General features: G+C 67.3%; 14 protein-coding genes. 10 read left to right on the top strand and 4 right to left on the bottom strand.

The features are described 5' to 3' along the window. Positions 1-141: 141 nt before the first annotated feature. The 3 genes from FHJ30_RS03820 to FHJ30_RS03810 are packed head-to-tail and all read left to right on the top strand — an operon-like array spanning position 142 to position 3,942. Positions 142-1,194, top strand: coding sequence for an iron ABC transporter substrate-binding protein (locus FHJ30_RS03820; protein WP_139027925.1), 1,053 nt, complete (start codon positions 142-144; stop codon positions 1,192-1,194). A gap of 4 nt (positions 1,195-1,198) precedes the next feature. Then, positions 1,199-2,788 (top strand): iron ABC transporter permease, encoded by a 1,590-nt coding sequence (locus FHJ30_RS03815; protein ID WP_139027924.1) that lies wholly within the window; start codon positions 1,199-1,201, stop codon positions 2,786-2,788. Beyond that, on the top strand, positions 2,785-3,942 hold the full coding sequence (locus FHJ30_RS03810) for an ABC transporter ATP-binding protein (protein WP_171058905.1): 1,158 nt from the start codon (positions 2,785-2,787) through the stop codon (positions 3,940-3,942). The genes FHJ30_RS03815 and FHJ30_RS03810 overlap by 4 nt, the downstream gene beginning before the upstream one ends. A gap of 58 nt (positions 3,943-4,000) precedes the next feature. Here the strand turns inward: FHJ30_RS03810 and FHJ30_RS03805 are convergent, their stop codons facing one another. Continuing rightward, entirely contained in the window at positions 4,001-4,636 is a 636-nt protein-coding gene (locus tag FHJ30_RS03805) for a YdeI family protein (protein WP_139027923.1), read from the bottom strand. 105 nt (positions 4,637-4,741) lie between these two features. Between FHJ30_RS03805 and FHJ30_RS03800 the strand changes: the two genes are divergently transcribed. The 6 genes from FHJ30_RS03800 to FHJ30_RS03775 all read left to right on the top strand — a co-directional run bounded on the left by FHJ30_RS03800 (position 4,742) and on the right by FHJ30_RS03775 (position 10,242). Then, positions 4,742-5,476 (top strand): VOC family protein, encoded by a 735-nt coding sequence (locus tag FHJ30_RS03800; protein ID WP_139027922.1) that lies wholly within the window; start codon positions 4,742-4,744, stop codon positions 5,474-5,476. A gap of 93 nt (positions 5,477-5,569) precedes the next feature. Continuing rightward, positions 5,570-6,109 carry an NUDIX hydrolase family protein gene (locus FHJ30_RS03795; RefSeq protein WP_139027921.1) on the top strand — a complete coding sequence of 180 codons (540 nt, stop codon included), beginning with the start codon at positions 5,570-5,572 and terminating at the stop codon, positions 6,107-6,109. An 88-nt stretch (positions 6,110-6,197) separates the two neighbouring features. Next, positions 6,198-7,217 carry a DUF6707 family protein gene (locus FHJ30_RS03790; protein WP_139027920.1) on the top strand — a complete coding sequence of 340 codons (1,020 nt, stop codon included), beginning with the start codon at positions 6,198-6,200 and terminating at the stop codon, positions 7,215-7,217. A gap of 84 nt (positions 7,218-7,301) precedes the next feature. Continuing rightward, complete coding sequence (locus FHJ30_RS03785; protein ID WP_139027919.1) at positions 7,302-8,030, top strand: SRPBCC domain-containing protein; 729 nt, start codon at positions 7,302-7,304, stop codon at positions 8,028-8,030. 69 nt (positions 8,031-8,099) lie between these two features. Beyond that, the gene (gene tgt / locus FHJ30_RS03780) at positions 8,100-9,449 is read left to right on the top strand and encodes a tRNA guanosine(34) transglycosylase Tgt (RefSeq protein WP_373683166.1); all 1,350 of its coding nucleotides are present in this window, start codon (positions 8,100-8,102) and stop codon (positions 9,447-9,449) included. Between the two features lie 43 nt (positions 9,450-9,492). Then, positions 9,493-10,242 carry a dienelactone hydrolase family protein gene (locus FHJ30_RS03775; protein WP_139027918.1) on the top strand — a complete coding sequence of 250 codons (750 nt, stop codon included), beginning with the start codon at positions 9,493-9,495 and terminating at the stop codon, positions 10,240-10,242. Between the two features lie 59 nt (positions 10,243-10,301). Here FHJ30_RS03775 and FHJ30_RS03770 read toward each other — a convergent pair whose 3' ends face one another. Continuing rightward, positions 10,302-11,042 (bottom strand): queuosine precursor transporter, encoded by a 741-nt coding sequence (locus tag FHJ30_RS03770; RefSeq protein ID WP_139027917.1) that lies wholly within the window; start codon positions 11,040-11,042, stop codon positions 10,302-10,304. A gap of 195 nt (positions 11,043-11,237) precedes the next feature. Between FHJ30_RS03770 and FHJ30_RS03765 the strand changes: the two genes are divergently transcribed. Continuing rightward, a complete protein-coding gene (locus FHJ30_RS03765) occupies positions 11,238-12,107 on the top strand; it encodes a hydroxymethylpyrimidine/phosphomethylpyrimidine kinase (RefSeq protein WP_139027916.1) in 870 nt (289 codons plus the stop codon). A 177-nt stretch (positions 12,108-12,284) separates the two neighbouring features. On the opposite strand, the gene FHJ30_RS03760 is transcribed toward FHJ30_RS03765, so the two are convergent. Both FHJ30_RS03760 and FHJ30_RS03755 read right to left on the bottom strand, forming a co-directional pair. Further along, the gene (locus tag FHJ30_RS03760) at positions 12,285-13,562 is read right to left on the bottom strand and encodes a serpin family protein (protein ID WP_139027977.1); all 1,278 of its coding nucleotides are present in this window, start codon (positions 13,560-13,562) and stop codon (positions 12,285-12,287) included. 361 nt (positions 13,563-13,923) lie between these two features. Further along, entirely contained in the window at positions 13,924-15,330 is a 1,407-nt protein-coding gene (locus tag FHJ30_RS03755; RefSeq protein ID WP_139027915.1) for an MFS transporter, read from the bottom strand. Positions 15,331-15,408: the final 78 nt, after the last annotated feature.

Raw genomic sequence — 15,408 nt, 5'->3', positions numbered from 1 at the left:
TTGTGATCCTGCTCACATACAGGGCGTGCGGCTTGGTGGCTTAGGTATGGCTAACCTACGCTTTTCCACGTAGGCCTCCTGAATCCCTGGCCCATAAGGACTCCGGTCCCGTTGACTTTTTTCCCAGAAAGCAGCCCCTCCATGAAGATCCGCAACAGCGCCCTGGCCGGCATCGCGCTCGCCGCCACCGCAGCACTCGGACTGACCGCCTGCGGCGGCGGTTCCACTCCGGCAGCCACCGGCTCGTCCTCCGCCGGCGGGGACTCGGACGGCATCACCGTCTACAACGCCCAGCACGAGAGCCTGACCAAGGAATGGATCGACGCCTTCACGGCGGAGACCGGCATCAAGGTCACCATGCGCCAGGGATCGGACACCGAGCTGTCCAACCAGATCATCCAGGAAGGCGACGCGTCCCCCGCTGACGTTTTCCTGACGGAGAACTCCCCTGCCATGACCCAGGTTGAGAACGCCGGCCTGTTCGCTGACGTGGATGCGGCCACCATTGCGCAGGTGCCTGCAGAGTTCCGTCCCTCCACCGGCAAGTGGACCGGCATCGCAGCCCGCTCCACCGTCCTGGTGTACGACAAGAACAAGCTGACGGAAGACAAGCTGCCCAAGTCCATGCTGGACCTGGCCACCCCGGAGTGGAAGGGCAAGTGGGCTGCTTCCCCGTCCGGCGCCGACTTCCAGGCCATCGTTTCGGCGCTGCTGGAACTCAAGGGTGAGGCCGCCACGGAGGAGTGGCTCAAGGGCATGAAGGAAAACTACAAGGCCTACAAGGGCAACAGCACCGCCATGAAGGCCGTCAACGCCGGTGAAGTGGATGCCGCCCTGATCTACCACTACTACTACTACGGCGACCAGGCCAAGACCGGCGAGAACTCCAAGAACGTGAGCCCGTACTACTTCAAGAACCAGGATCCGGGCGCCTTCATCTCCGTGTCCGGCGGCGGCGTCCTCAAGTCCTCCAAGAAGGCTGCTAATGCACAGGCGTTCCTGAAGTTCATCACTGGCGAGAAGGGCCAGGAAGTCCTGAAGAACGGCACGTCGTTCGAGTACGCCATCGCCTCGGATGTACCGGCCAACGAGAAGCTGGTTCCGATCGCGGAACTGCAGGCCCCCACCGTCGATCCGGCCAAGCTCAACTCCGCAAAGGTCACCGACCTGATGACCGCGGCAGGACTCCTCTAATTCCGTGACTCCTGATCTCTCGGCTCCCCCTCGGGGGCGCTCGACGACGGCGGGCCGGGGCAGCAGCCCCCGCCCGCCTTTCGGCGTTTCCGCGGTATCCGCCCTGGCGGTCCTGATTGCCCTGTTTTCGCTCGTTCCGCTGGGCTACGTGGTCTACATGACCGCGGCAACCGGCTGGGACACCGCCGTCGAACTCATCTTCCGGCCGCGCGTGGCCGAACTGCTGCTCAACACGCTCCTGCTCATGGCGATCACCGTCCCGCTGTGCCTTGTCCTGGGTGTTGCAGGGGCATGGCTCGTGGAACGCACAACTCTTCGGGGTGCAAAGATCTGGGCCGTGCTCCTGGCCGCGCCGCTGGCCATCCCGGCGTTCGTCAACAGCTATGCCTGGGTCTCGGCAATCCCGTCGCTCGGCGGCCTGGGCTCGGGGGTGCTGATCGCCACGCTCTCCTACTTCCCGCTGGTGTACATTCCCGCCGCTGCCGCGCTCAGCCGCCTGGACCCTGCCATCGAGCAGTCGGCCGCCGCACTGGGCCTCGGCGCCTGGAAGGCCTTCTTCCGGGTAGTCCTCCCCCAGCTCCGTATTGCCATGACCGGCGGGGCGCTCCTGGTGGCCCTGCACCTGCTGGCCGAGTACGGGGCGTTCGCCATGATCCGCTTCGACACCTTCACCACGGCGATCATGGTGCAGTACCAGTCAACGTTTAACGGGGCTGCCGGGAACATGCTGGCAAGCGTGCTGGTGTTCTTCTGCCTCCTCCTGCTGCTGGCGGAAGTCAGGAGCCGCGGCAATGCCCGGTACGCCCGCATCGGCCCCGGCGCGCAGGCCAAGGCGCTGCGCCTGCCGCTGCACGCCTACCAGCTTCCGGCCCAGCTGTTCCTGCTGGCACTCGCGGCACTGGCCTTCGGCCTCCCCCTGTTTTTTGTGCTGCGCTGGGTGGTCTCCGGCGGAACGGCCGCGTGGGCCGCTGACGAGTTCCTGCCGGCCCTCCTCACTACGCTCGGCTACGGGCTGGTCGGAGCCTTGGCCACCATCGTGGTGGCGTTTCCGATGGCCTACCTGGCTGTCCGCCACCCCGGCTGGTTCAGCAAGTCCCTGGAGCTCTCCAACTACATCACCAGTTCCCTCCCCGGCATCGTGGTGGGCCTGGCCTTCGTCACGGTGAGCATCCGGATCGTGCCGGGGGTCTACCAGACCGCAGGGGTGCTGGTGGCGGCCTACGTCCTGCTGTTCCTGCCGCGGGCCCTGGTGAACCTCAGGGCAGGCCTGGCACAGGCTCCCAAGGAACTGGATGAGGCCGCCCAGGCATTGGGCAAGCCTCCGCTGGTGTCCTTCATCCGTGTCACGCTGCGGCTTACGGCACCGGCCGCCGCGGGAGGCGCGGCACTCGTCTTCCTGGCCATCGCGAACGAGCTCACCGCCACCCTGCTGCTGTCCCCCAACGGAACGCGCACCCTTGCCACCGAGTTTTGGAGCAAGAGCAGCGAGATCGACTACGCCGGTGCCGCGCCGTACGCGCTGTTGATGATCCTGCTCTCCGCGCCGATGACCTACCTCCTTTTCCAGCAGTCCAAGAAAGTAGCCGGACAGTGACAGAACAAGCCCCTTCAAGGCTGCCGGAGCCGCGGGTTGCGCCGTCCGTGGCGCCCACCACCAACAGCCACCTGGAGATCGCGGACGTCACCAAGAATTTCGGCAGCCAGGCCGTCCTGAAGGGTGTCAACCTCTCCGTTGCCAAGGGCGGAACCACGGCAATCGTGGGCCCGTCCGGATCGGGCAAGACCACCCTGCTGCGGCTGATTGCCGGGTTCGAGCACCCCGAGACGGGCACCATCGCGCTGAACGGCACCAAGGTGGCAGGCGACGGCGTGTGGGTGCCTGCGCACAAACGGCACATCGGGTATGTGGCCCAGGACGGCGCCCTGTTCCCGCACCTGAGCGTGGGGCAGAACGTCGCCTTCGGGCTTGACCCGGACCGCCTGCCCGGCGGCCGGCGCGCTGTGCCCGCACGGATCAGCGAACTGCTGGAGATGGTGTCACTGGACCCGGCGATGGCCAAGCGCCGCCCGCACCAGCTCTCCGGCGGGCAGCAGCAGCGGGTTGCCCTGGCCCGGGCCCTGGCGCGCGAACCGGAACTGATGCTCCTCGATGAGCCCTTCTCGGCACTCGACGCCGGCCTCAGGGTGGCCACCCGCCGTGCGGTGGCCAAGGTCCTGAACGAGGCCGGGGTCACCACCATCCTGGTGACCCATGACCAGGCCGAGGCGCTGTCCTTCGCGGACCAGGTGGCTGTGATGCGCGGCGGCAAACTCGCCCAGATCGGCAACCCATTCGTGGTGTATACGCGGCCGGCGGACCGGGCCACGGCCGAATTCCTCGGGGACGCGGTCATCCTGGACGCCTGGCTGGAGGGCTCCCTGGCCACTTGCTCGCTCGGCGCGATCCCCGTCCGCCGGCCGCCGGCGCAGGGCAGGGTACAGCTGATGCTGCGGCCCGAGCAGATCAGGATTGCCGAGGGCGGAAACATCCGGGGCGTGGTGGTGGACACCGACTACTTCGGTCCCGAGACCACCGTGCGCCTGAAGCTCTCCGTCCCGCCGCAGCTGGCCTCCATCCCGGACCACCGCTACCCCGGCGGCGGCGAGATCATCACCATCCGGCACTGGAACGCCTCCATCGCCCGGCCCGGCATGGAGCTCTGCCTGCGCGTGGTGGGCGAAGGCGTGGCGTTCCCCCTGGAGGACTGACCCCAACTAGGTAGCGCTAAGTGTCGTTCTGGAGCTTCAAAACGACACTTAGCGCTACCTAGTTGGGGAGGGGCGGGTCAGTTGGGGGTGGCGGCGCAGCGTCGCCGGGACGCTTCTTCTGCGGATACGGCGCTTCGCCGCGGGCCAGCATCTCCACGAACCCTGCAATCCGCCGCGCCCGGGTAGCAGCCTGCACAGCGGAGTTGACGCGGTAAATCAGTGCGAACCGGTTTGTCTTGGTGAGGACGTCGAACATCGCCTGGGCGGCGGGAACTGCAGCAATGGCGGCCGCCAGGTCCGCCGGGACTTCAGCCACCGCCTGTCCGCCATAGGCGTTTGCCCAGCGCCCGTCGGCCTTCGCTGCGTTCACGGCTGCCCATCCGGCGTCGGTCATCTTTCCCGCCGCATCCAGCCGCGCCACGTGTCCCACGTTCCGTGCCGACCACGGACTCCTCCGGGTCCGGGGCGTCATCCGCTGGAGCGACGTGTGCTCATCACGGCGGCGCGTCTGGCCATCGATCCAGCCAAAGCACAGTGCCTCGTCCAGCGCTGCGGCATAGTCCAGTTCAGTCACGTTTCCGCCCTTTTTGTGCAGGACCAGCCACACGCCGGGGCTGGTGCCGTGGTTCGCTTCGAGCCAGCTGCGCCATGCCGCCGCATCCGGCAGCAGCAGTTCCTCAAGTTCAACGGCCATGCCCCTATTGTGCTCCTGCAGCACACCGGGACAAGCGCCAAGACAGCCGCCGGCCCACGTGGCAGTATGGGGCTAAGCGTCCCGTTCCGACCCGAAGGACAAGCCATGCTCCGCGTCCGCCCCCTTCATTTCACCTCCAGGCCCGGCCCCTGGGAAACGCTCCTCACCGCGTTGGGCATGGCCATTACGGAGAGCGACGCCGGGTGGCAGGTTTTCGACGCCGGTTCCGGCCGCCTTGCGCTCCACACCGTGGCCGCAGGTGCAACTGAGGACGGCACCACCGCGTTGGCGGTGGAGGTGGGAGACCTCGCCGAATTCGCCCGGCGGACCAACCTTGCGGCAGCGGAGGACGGCGCCACGCCCGCGGAGCTCGTCACCGCGGACCACGGCGAGGCCTGCAGAATCACCGGCCCCGACGGCTTCAGCTTCCTCGCGGACAAGGCATCCCACTTTGCGCAGTGCGCCGACGCCGACCCTGCCCTGGCCGTCGCCGGAGTCTGGTTTACCGAGGACCCCACGGCCGCTGCCCGTACGCTGCAGCATCTGGGGGCACGCCCGCGCCCGGTTCCGGACCAGGACGACACCGCCGACTTTTCCGCCAAGAATGGCGGAGTCCTGATGGTGCGGCCGGCTTCCGGGCCGGCACGTTCAGGACTGGGCTTCGAGTACGACGGCGCGCTGGAACCTTTGCGGGAACGCCTCGCCTCGGCAGGTGTGCAGGTGAGCCTGACGGAGGAGGCGTTCGGACCCACCCTCCACGTTGCCAACCCCGACGCAGGCGGGCCAGGCGTTGCGCACGTACCGGCCACCCTCTGGATCGCCGGGCGCCACCACGGGTAACCGGCCGTGCCACGCGACAGGGCGGCACCGACGCATTCCGCCGCCAGCTTAGCCTCGCCCTGCCAGCGGGGTCCCATGGGGTAGAACTTAACCATGAACGTGCGCACACCTGATCCGAATCCCGGCTGGCTCTCCGAAGAAGACCTCTTTGAGGCACGCGGGCGGCTGCCCATGGTGTACGTGGAGGCAGTGCCGGTCAGGCTGGACCCCCTGGGCTTCGTGAACGAAGTGGGAACCCTGCTCCAGGCCGACGAGGACGGGACCATGGTCCGGTCCCTGGTGTCGGGCCGCGTCATCTACCGGGAAACCATCCGCGCCGCCCTGCTGCGGCACATGGAAAAGGACCTTGGCCCGCTGGCCTTCCCGCAGCTGCCCATCAGCCCGGTGCCGTTCACCGTGGCCGAATACTTCCCGGCCCCGTCCCAGACCGGTTTCACGGATGAGCGGCAACACGCCGTGGCGCTGGCCTATGTCATCCCCGTTACTGGTGAATGCGAACCCCGCCAGGACGCCCTGGAACTGACCTGGATGACCCCCGAGGAAGTCCTCAGCCCGGGCGTCCAGATGGAGTTTGCCGGCGGCCGCGGCGCCCTAATCCGCCAGGCCCTGGCCTTCGCCGGCGTGGGCTTCTGACACCCCTGCCGCCAACTGGGGGTCCCCGATTTTACGGGCCCGCGTTTGTAGACTGTAGGGCGGACCGCAAGAGAACTTAAGGACTCCCATGACCGAAACACCAGCCGCCCGTCACCATCTTGAACAGCAGGCTGGATCCCTGACCACCGGCAACCACATTGTCCTGCCCGACGGCGAGCGGACGGCCGAGATCCACCAGGTTGAGCTCGAACGGGACGATTTCGGGGCCCCTGCGCTGGTCCTCGCCAGCCTTTCCGGCGGCGGTACCCTCCGCATCGCGGTCGGCACCACCGTCACGGTGCTGGAAGAAGAGTCCCACGCCCTCACGCAGCTTCCGCAGGCAGCAGGCCTTCCTGCCCCGGCAGCGGGAGATGCGGGGCAGGCACAGGCCAAGCGGCCCGGCGAAGAGCCTGCGCCCGCTGCCTCCGCCCCCGCCGTCGTCGTACCTCCCCTCCCGCCCGTCCCGCCGGCGGTGAGCGGACCCAGCGAAGAGGACCTGGCCCTGATTCCCGCACCGCAGGGCACACCGGAAGCAGTGGTGGAAGCCGCTGCGGAAACGCATCCTGATGCGCAGGGCGTGCTGCTGCTGGCGGACCGGCTGGCCAAGGGTGTCAACTTCAAGTCGGGGAGCTGCCTGAAGGACCTGAGCGACCTCGCCCACGAACTGTTCATCACCCTCAAGGACGCCGACGGCGCACTGGCCGTCGCCGACCTCCTCAACGTCCTGCCGTTCGACGGGAACCCGGGCCGGTGGGCATCCGTGGAGGCGTCCCTGGCGCTGTCCAGCTACATCTGCCGGCAGGACGGCCAGGCGGAACGGGCGGAGGTGTACGAGAAGCTGATCCGCACCCCCGAAAACCAGGAAACCGATCCATTCAAGGCCAGGATGGCGGCCAAGGTCCGGCAGCGCTCGCTCAACGAGCCCAACCTGTATGACAAGGAAATCTTCCGCTCCATCGACAACTCCAACCACGACGCCGAGCGGGAATGGCGCCTCCTGCGGCTCGAATCCCTGCTGTTCCTGCGCGCCCACGGGGGCTCGGAAACCATCGGGACCGGCGAACTCGAGCGGCGTATCAGCAACGAGCTGGAGGCTGTCCGCGGGTGAGGATGCGCCCGCCCCCGGGCGATGTGCCGGGTTAGGTAATTTGCCCCCTACCCGGCACCCGGCCGGAGTTGTACATTCGGGGCTATGACCAACAATCTGAGCGTAGTGATCAACGCCGACGCGCCGCAGCTCTGGACCATGCTGCGGGAACCGTCCAAAGTAGCCCAATGGCATGGCTGGCAGGCTGAAGACCTGGACGCCGAGATCAAGGAGATCTACTTCTCCGATGATGTCCAGGAGTCGCCGGACCACACCAGCCTCACCGTCCACGGCGGGGACACCTTTGAGCTTCATCCCGAGCCCAATGGAACCCGGGTCAGCGTGACGCGGGGTGCCCTGGACCACGACTCCGAGTGGGCCGCCTGGGACGAGGACATCACCCAGGGCTGGCTTACGTTCCTCCAGCAGCTCCGTTTCGCCTTGGAACGCCACCCGCACGGCAAGCGCCACACGCTGTTCCTGCACCTGACGGAAGGGCAGGGCTCCGCGATCGAGAAGCTCGGCCTGGCCGACCTTCCGGAGCCGGGCAAGCCCTACGAGCTGACGCTGGGCACCGGCGAGGCGATCAGCGGGAAGGTCTGGTACCGGACCAGCCACCAGGTGGGCCTCACTGTCCACAGCTACGCCGAACACGGCGAGGGGCTCCTGGTGGTGGCCGACCACCCCGCCATCAAGGACGTGCGCGAGGAGGGTGAAGGATCCCTGGTCATCGCCTCGACATACGACCTGGGCGCCGCCCGGCTAGATGCCATCCGCTCGTCCTGGGATGCCTGGCGGGCTGAGAACTACCCCGCCTCGGAACCGGTCAGCTGACCGGACGGTTGCCGGTCCGGTTGCGGGTCCGGTTGCCGGGACGGGGCTGCTTGCTGGCACACTTGTACGGTGCCAGCCAACCCCGCCCCTGCTCCACGCCCTGCAGACATCCCGTTCGAGACGGGCCCGCGCACTGCCGCGGATGAGGCACGGGCGCGGCAGTCGGAATTTTCGTTCCGGGTAGGGACCCGCCTGGCGGAGAGCTGCCCGCCGTCGGCCGCGCAGGAGGCGTCCAACGGCGGCCGGTTCCTGGGACGCACCGGCACCATCACCACGCCCCACGGCGAGATCCAGACCCCGGCGTTCATCGCCGTGGGAACCAAGGCGACAGTAAAGTCCGTGCTGCCCGAGGCCATGGCCGACCTGGGGGCACAGGCGCTCCTGGCCAACGCCTACCACCTGTACTTGCAGCCCGGTGCGGACATCCTGGACGCGGCGGGCGGCCTGGGTGCGTTCATGAACTGGCAGGGCCCCACGTTCACGGACTCGGGCGGATTCCAGGTGATGAGCCTGGGCTCAGGGTTCAAGAAGGTCATCGACATGAAGACCGTTGCTGCCGCGGGCGCCCCCGGCCCGGATGACGCCGTGGCCCCGGGCAAGGAGCGGCTGGCCCACATCGACGACGACGGCGTGTGGTTCAAGAGCCACCTCAACGGCGACCGGCACCGGTTCTCCCCGGAAATCTCCATGCAGGTCCAGCACCAGATCGGAGCGGACATCATGTTCGCCTTCGACGAGCTGACCACCCTGCAGAACTCCCGCGGCTACCAGGAGGAGTCCCTGGAGCGCACCCGGCTGTGGGCACTGCGCTGCCTCGAAGAGCACTTCCGGCTGACCACCTCCCGGGCAGGCAAGCCGTACCAGGCCCTGTTCGGCGTGATCCAGGGGGCGCAGTACGAGGATCTGCGCCGGAAAGCCTGCCGGGACCTGGGCGCCATGCCGTTCGACGGGTTCGGGATCGGCGGGGCGCTGGAGAAGGAGAACCTCGGCACAATCGTCCGGTGGTGCAACGAGGAGCTGCCCGAGGACAAGCCCCGGCACCTGCTGGGCATCTCCGAACCGGATGACATCTTCACGGCCATCGAAAACGGCGCTGACACCTTCGACTGCGTCTCCCCCACCCGCGTGGCGCGCAACTCCGCGTTCTACACACCTTTCGGGCGCTTCAACCTGTCCGGCGCCAAGTACAAACGCGATTTCGGCCCCCTCCAGGACGGCTGCGACTGCTACGCCTGCGCCAACTACTCCCGGGCCTATATCCACCACCTGTTCAAGGCCAAGGAAATGCTCTCGGCCACGCTGATCTCCATCCACAACGAGCGGTTCGTGGTGAAGATGGTTGACGACGCCCGCCTGGCCATCGAGGACGGAACGTTCTTCGACTTCAAAGCCGAAACCTTGGCGCGGTACTACCGCTAGCCGGCACGCCGCCGTCGGGAAATGCGTCCGATATCCTGACCCCATGCTCCTTGAAATCCCTGCCCCGGACGGCACCGCGGAAGCGCTGGTGGCCCGTCCGTCCAGCGGCGGCGGGCCGTTCCCCGGCGTAATCCTGTACATGGACGCCTTCGGCCTCCGCCCGCGCATCGAGGAGATGGCGCAGCGTGTTGCCGACTGGGGCTACGTAGTCCTTGCCCCGAACGTCTTCTACCGGGACGGGACGGTTGCCGAGCTGGCCCCGAAGGGGGACATGGCCACGCCGGAGGGGAGGCAGGCGGCCGGCCAGGCGGCATTCCCCCGGATCGGCCGCCTCACCGCGGGCAAGGCACTGGCGGACATCGATGCCTGGGTGGCAGCGCTCAGGGCGCTCGACGGCGTCGCGCCGGGTCCCATTGGCACCTTCGGCTACTGCATGGGAGCCAGGCTGGCGGTGCGCACCGCCACAGCCCACCCGGAGGCAGTGGCGGCCTGCGGCGGCTTCCACGGGGGCGGGCTGGCGACGGACGAACCGGACAGCCCGCACCTGGGGCTCGGGCGGGCCCGGGCGCAGTTCGTATTCGGCCACGCCGACCACGACCGGAGCATGGACGCTGACGCCGTGGCCCGGCTGGGCAAAGCCCTGAAGGCCGCAGGACTCACAGCGTCCAACGAGGTCTACCGCGGCGCATCCCACGGCTACTCAATGGCGGACACCTCAGCCTTCCACGAGGCCGCCACCGAGCGGCACTTCCGGGAGCTGCGTGCCCTGCTGGACCGGACACTGAAGGGCTGAGGCTTCGCCGCCGCGGCTGGTCTTCCGCGGCAGCGGGAAGGTACGACGCCGGGCGGCAGCTACTCGGCGTTCGTCACGGCCGCCGCCGGGGCACCGTAGCTGGGTTCCCGCTTCTTCACCCAGCCGATCACCAGGGACGTCACCGGGACCAGGATGAACTCCACCAGGGTCTTGTACACAAAGCCCACCAGCACGTAGTTCACGAAGGTGGCGGCGTCGGTGATCCCGATGACAGGCGCGGCGATGCTGCAGAAGATCAGGGTGTCCACGAACTCGCCGGCCACAGACGAACCCATGATGCGGGCCCACAAGGACTTCTCGCCGGTGCGGGCCTTCATCCGTACCAGGATCCAGGAGTTGATGGTCTGCCCGGCGAGGAATGCCAGCAGCGAAGCCAGCACGATCTGCGGCACCGGCCCCAGCGCGCCCTCCAGGGCGGCCTGCTTGGACGTCCCAAACTCGTCATCGAACCCGGGCAGGGCGATGATCGCCCAGTAACAGAGGGACGCGAAGACGGACAGCGCGAAGGTGGTGAGGATGGCTTTGCGGGCCACCTTGAAGCCGTAGACCTCGCTGATGACGTCGCCCAGGATGTAGGCCAGCGGGAAGAGGAAGAACCCGCCGTCCGTGATGATCGGCCCGATGGCCACGCCCTTGGACGCGCCGATGTTGGACAGGATCAGCACAACGGCCATGACCGCCAGCATGATGCCGAAGTACGGGGAGCCGATCGAGGCAAACCTGGGGGCGGGGTGGGAAGGCGCTGCGGGCAGGGCGTTCTGGCCTGGGGCTGGGGGCATGGGAAAGTCCGTTCGTAGTGGTCCGCGCGGAGCCCCGCACCGTCAGGAAAACTGCACCGTCAGGAAAATCGTGCGGGGCGCCGGCTGTATTAGCACTGTCCGCCCAATTCTCCCATCGAATACCAGGCAGCGGTCAGCACGGCGGACCAGAGAGCACCGCAATGAGCGCCCGACGACGGATGGCAGGATAGTGCCATGACTTCCGTTTCCGTTGACGCACCCCAGTCCGCCGCAGCTCCCGCAGTTGTCCTGACCATTGCAGGGTCCGAGGCCACCGGCGGCGCCGGCGCCCAGGCGGACCTGAAAACCTTCCAGGAGCTCGGCGTCTTTGGCATCGCCAACCTCACCTGCATCGTCTCGTTCAACCCGAACGACAGCTGGAACCACCGCTTCGTGCCGGTGGACCAGCAGGTGATCGCTGACCAGCTGGAAGCGACGACGGCGGCATACGGTCCGTCGTCCGCTTCTTCGGTGCCCGGCCGTCCGGTGCTGGACACGGTGAAGATCGGCATGATGGGCAGCCCCGCCACGATCGCCACGGTTGCCGGCGCCCTGGCCGCCAGCCAGTTCGACAACGTGGTCCTGGACCCGGTGCTGATCTGCAAGGGCCAGGAGCCCGGCCATGCCCTGGACACGGACCAGGCCCTGAAGGCGCAGATCCTGCCGCTGGCCACGTTCGTCACACCGAACCACTTCGAGGCCGAGTCGCTGTCCGGCCTGGACATTACGGATGTCGAGTCCCTGAAGGCCGCCGCCATCCGCATCCACGGGCTCAGCGGCGCCGCAGTACTCGCCAAGGGCGGGGTGCGGCTGGAAGGCCCGGACGCCGTCGACGTCTTCTATGACGGCGAGACCCTTGAGGTGCTGCGCGCGCCCAAGGTGGGCGAGGTGGCGGTTTCGGGTGCCGGCTGCTCGCTGGCCGCGGCCGTGACGGCGGAACTCGCAAAGGGCGCCACCCCGCTGGAGGCTGCCCGGACGGCCAAGGAGTTCGTCACCGCGGGCATCCGCAACCGCGTGGCCTCGGGCGCCCCCTTCGACGCCCTCTGGCAGGGCGGCGCCAGCTGACCCGCCGCCCCACCCCCGCCCGCTGACCCCCCACCCCACCCGGGACGCTCTCTCACTTAATGCGCGTTTTATCGGAACCCTCCTGCAGTGGGTGCGGGAGGTTCCGTGTTTTCCCGCATTAGCTGATAGAGCGTCTGAGGGGCGGGGACGACGGCGGGCCGGTTCCGGGGCGTTCATTCACCTCGGGTCGGCCACAGTTCCCATGAAGAGCGGCAGCCCGGTTTCGACGTGGACGACCTGGTAGTGGAACGGACGGTCGAAATCGATGGTCCGCTCGGGCTCCGGCGGGGCACTGGTGGCCATTCCATTCATCTGGGTCACCGCGGCGGCAATGGTGCCCTTTTCGGCCACCGTGATGTTGGCAGCCTGCGCGGCCTGGGTGATCATCATCTGCGGCTGGATGCTGTTGAAGTCCTCTGTGGTGCCGAGCATCTGTTCCAGGCGCAGCGCCTCGAAGACCTTGCGGAGGTCAAAACTGGACCTGTGGTCCCAGCGCGGCAGCTGGATCCGGACTGACGCAGGCTGGGCCGCATCAAACGTGTCCGCGATTTCCGTCAGTTTCTCCGCTGCGAAGGCCGCAGGGGCGGGAGTGCCGGTGGAAGCAGCTGTGTCAGCTGGAGGGGAGGTCTCCGCGGGCAGGACCAGCCGCATGACGAAACCGTCGGCATAGGGAAGATCCACACCCTGCCAGCCGGCGCCTTCCGCATACTTCATCATGAGTTCGTTGTGCATGGCCGGCGCAGCGATCTCCTCGCCCGCGGCCGTTGTGAAGGGCAGGTCGGAGGTGGCGTTCGGATCGAACGGCGTGCTCCAGGCGGAGGCGAAGTACAAAGAGTTGAGCAGGCTGAAGGTGTTGTCGGGGTCGTACTGCGCCGGGGCTTCCTTGATCCGGCCGCCGGTGTTCCTGTTCACCCAGGCATCCATGGCGGGCTTCGTTGCAGCCTCATCGCTGAAATCCACGGGATATACGCCGGTTCCATAGTGCCGGGCCAGCGTGTCCAGGAAGGACTGCCCGGTAGGCACGCCCTTATCGACGAACAGCCCGTTAGCCGGGTGCATGACCGGTCTCCGCGGCGGGTTGTCCTCATCCACGGTGCCGGGGTCACCGTCGAACTTTTCGAGGGAGCGGAGGACCGAGTTCATGGCCTCATCGCGCTTCCCGGCGGGAAATCGCAGGACGCTGTCCATCTCGGCCGCGGTCCCGCCGGTGGCACCCGCACGGAGCATGGCGAGGGCAATCAGGAGGCTCCCCGGCGAGGACACCACGTTCCCGCTGGCGCCGTCGCCGCCGTCGGCCAGCAACGCCCCTCCGAGGACGAGCGTTGAAGCCCGGAAGGAGCGCAGTTCAGCGGCGTAGTCCGCGCGGTCCACCGAGACCCGCTCGACGCCGTCGGCCGTCAGGAGCTCCGGCGGAGCCGGAGGCGGGGCAGGCGCCGCACACCCTGCCAGTCCCATCAGGGCACCCAACGCAACCATCCGCTGAAAACGAAACACCTCTGTTGCCTCCCCCGGCACGCCAAGGCGGGGACCCGCCTCCTCCCAGTGAAACAGCGACGGCGACGCGTGACGATGCCGGCAGGGTCACGCTTTGCATTCGATTTGGTCTCGCGCCCCCGGAGGCCCGCCGTGCCCCCACGCGACCCTCTCTCACTTAACGCTGGAATTCCCGAGACGCTCTCTCACTTTCCTGATGAGAGTGAGAGAGCGTCCCGGGATTTTCCGCAGCAAGTGATAGAGCGTCCTGGGGCGGTGGCGGACGACGGCGGGTGGTCACCCGCCGTCGTCATCTCACCTTCCGAAGGTGCGCCCCCGGGTGCTAGACGCCCAGCAGGTCCTTGTCCTTGTCGCCGTCCTTGTCGCCGTCCTTGCGCTCCTGCACCCACGCATGGCCCTGCTCCTGGTCCAGGTGGGTTGCCTTCTTGTTCTTCAGCGCAAAGATGTACACCAGCAGCGAGAGGGCAATGGCCACGGTGACGTAAGTGAAGAACAGGTCAACCCGCTCGGCCTTCTGGAAGGCTGCGCCGATGAGCGGAACGGTCCCGCCGAACAGCGAGTTCGCAATCGCGTAACCCAGGCCGACTCCAAGGGCGCGGATGGAGGCCGGGAACAGTTCGGCCTTCACCAGGGCGTTGATGGAGGTGTAGCCGCCCACGATCACCAGGCCACCCATCATCAGCAGGAAGGCCGTGAAGGGGTCCTTGGTGTTGGACAGGGTGGAGAGCAGCGGCCAGGTGAACAGGACGCCGGTGATGCCGAACCACAGCAGCAGCGGCTTGCGGCCCACCTTGTCCGAAATCATGCCGTACACCGGCTGCAGGAGCATGAAGATGAACAGCGCCCAGAAGTTGATCACCGAGGTGTCGGTCTTGGCGATGCCGGAGGTATCGTTCATGAACTTCAGGATGAAGTTGGTGTAGGTGTAGAACGCCACCGTGCCGCCGAGGGTGACGCCGATGCAGACCAGCAGCGGCTTCCAGTACTGGGTGAACAGCAGCTTCATGGTGCCGGGCTGGGCAACTCCAATCCCGGCCGGGGTCTTTGCCGCCTGGACCTGCTCCTCCGAAACGGTCTCTTCCATTGAGCGCCGGAGCCAGAGGACCACAAGCGCCGCGACGCCGCCCAGGGCAAACGGAATCCGCCAGCCCCATTCCGTCAGGTCTTCCTTGGGCATGGCGTTCTGCAGGATCACCAGGACCAGCAGGGCCAGCATCTGGCCGCCGATCAGGGTGACGTACTGGAAGCTGGAGAAGAAGCCGCGTCGCCTGGACGTTGCGGCCTCCGACATGTAGGTGGCGCTGGTGCCGTACTCGCCGCCCACCGAGAAGCCCTGGACCAGGCGGATCAGGATCAGCAGGATCAGTGCCCAGACGCCCACCTGCTCCGTTGTGGGCAGGATGGCGATGGCGAACGACCCCGCGGACATCAGGGTCACGCTGAGGGTCAGCGCGGCCTTGCGGCCCTTGCGGTCCGCGTACCTGCCGAAGAACCAGGCGCCGATGGGCCGCATGAGGAACGACGTCGAGAAGACGGCCATCGCTTCCAGGCCCGCCTGGAGGTCGTCCTTGGAGTTGAAGAAGTGGGACTGGAAGTACGCGGCGAAGACCGTGTAGACGTACAGGTCGTACCACTCCACCAGGTTGCCGGCAGAGCCCTTGAGGATGTTGCTGACCGCCCGCCGGGTCTGGGCCGACTCACTCACAGCCGCCGTTTGCTGGGTGCTCATCGCTGAACCTTCCTTGGCTGCGCGGCCCCGGCTGTGCGCCCCGGCCTGACTTTCATGCTGTCCATGGCAGCATTGCTC

This window comes from Arthrobacter sp. BB-1 (assembly GCF_006151685.1).
In the GTDB taxonomy this organism is placed as follows: Bacteria; Actinomycetota; Actinomycetes; order Actinomycetales; family Micrococcaceae; genus Arthrobacter.
The sequence above is the reverse complement of the archived record's forward strand: the minus strand, read 5'-3'. Positions and strand labels throughout refer to the sequence as shown.